The organism is Kineococcus indalonis (genome assembly GCF_009906395.1).
Classification (GTDB): Bacteria; Actinomycetota; Actinomycetes; order Actinomycetales; family Kineococcaceae; genus Kineococcus; species Kineococcus indalonis.
Map to the genome: position 1 here is coordinate 1 of NZ_JAAALM010000760.1, position 1,370 is coordinate 1,370.

Sequence of the window (1,370 nt, forward strand, 5' to 3'; positions counted from 1 at the left end):
CGCCAGCCCCACGGCGGCGCCCGGCGCACCGGTGCCGGCCGCCGCCGTGGGGCTGGCGCGCCGCTCGGAGGAGCTCGTCGTCCTGGACGACGAGCGGCCCGTGGCCCGCGTCGCCTCCGCCGAGCGCGGCGGCGGCACCCTGCGGGTGCTGCTGGAGTGGGAACCGCGCCTGAGCGCCTCCGGGGTGCGCCGCTCCACGGACCTGCACCTGGGCTGCCTGTGGGAGACGCGCGACCGCCGCCACGGCCTCGTGCAGTCCCTGGGGGAGCTGCTGGCCGCGCCGGGCTACGGGGCCCGGCAGGTGCTGCGGATGGGCCCGCGCACCGAGGAGGGCGAGGAGCTCCTCGTGGACACCCGCCACCTGGACCTGCTGCGCCGGCTGGTGCTGTACACCTACGCCCGCCGCCCCGCCCCGCCGGAGTACGAGGCGCTCTCGCCGCGCCTGACCCTGCGCCGGCGCGACGGCTCGCGCCTGCAGGCCTGGGCCTCCGGGCCCCCGCCCGGGGCGCGCACCTGCGCACTGGTCTCGATCCACGACGTGGGCGGCGACCTGGTGGTGCGCCGGGAGAACGAGTTCTTCACCGGCCCGCAGCGCGAGGTCGCCGAGGCCTACGGCTTCGACGACATCGCCTGGGCCCCCGACGGCACGCTGCCGCTGCACACCTGAACCACCCCCGCCGGTCCGGCGACCGGCGGCACCGGCCCGGAGCACCGAGCCGGAGCACCGACCGAGAGGGAGCAAGCACGTGGTCAACCTCACCAAGGGCCAGAAGCTGTCGCTGAGCAAGTCCGGCGGCGGTGAGCTCACCCGCGTCTCGATGGGCCTGGGCTGGGACGCCGTCGCCAAGGGCTTCCTGGGCCGCAAGAAGTCCATCGACGTCGACCTGGACGCCTCCTGCCTGCTCTTCGACGCCTCCGGGCAGCTCGTGGACACCGCCTGGTTCCAGCAGCTGCGCAGCAAGGACGGCTCGGTCACGCACACCGGCGACAACCTCACCGGCGAGGGCGAGGGCGACGACGAGGTCATCGTGGTGGACCTGCCCGCCGTGCCCGCGCGGGTCACCACCCTGGTCTTCACCGTCAACAGCTTCACCGGCCAGGACTTCTCCTCCGTGCAGAACGCCTACTGCCGCCTGCTGGACACCGCCCAGCCGCAGGCCGTGGAGCTGGCGCGCTACGAGCTGACCGGCGCCGGCAGCCACACCGCCCAGGTCATGGCCAAGCTCAGCCGCGACGGCTCCGGCTGGGCGATGACCGCCATCGGCCAGCCCACCTCCGGGCGCACCTTCCGCGACCTGCTGCCGGCCATCACCCCGCACCTCTGAGGCACCCGCACCTCCGAGGCACCCGCACCTCCGACGCACCCGCCC

Annotated in this window: 1 protein-coding gene and 1 pseudogene; both read left to right on the forward strand. The window is 75.2% G+C overall.

Annotated elements, in window-relative coordinates; all coding sequences use genetic code 11:
• Positions 1 to 667, forward strand: a pseudogene (locus tag GTR00_RS20900) (hypothetical protein); the annotation flags it as partial.
• Positions 668 to 746: 79 nt separating this feature from the next.
• A complete protein-coding gene (locus tag GTR00_RS20905) occupies positions 747 to 1,325 on the forward strand; it encodes a TerD family protein (protein WP_166613443.1) in 579 nt (192 codons plus the stop codon).
• Positions 1,326 to 1,370 lie beyond the last annotated feature (45 nt).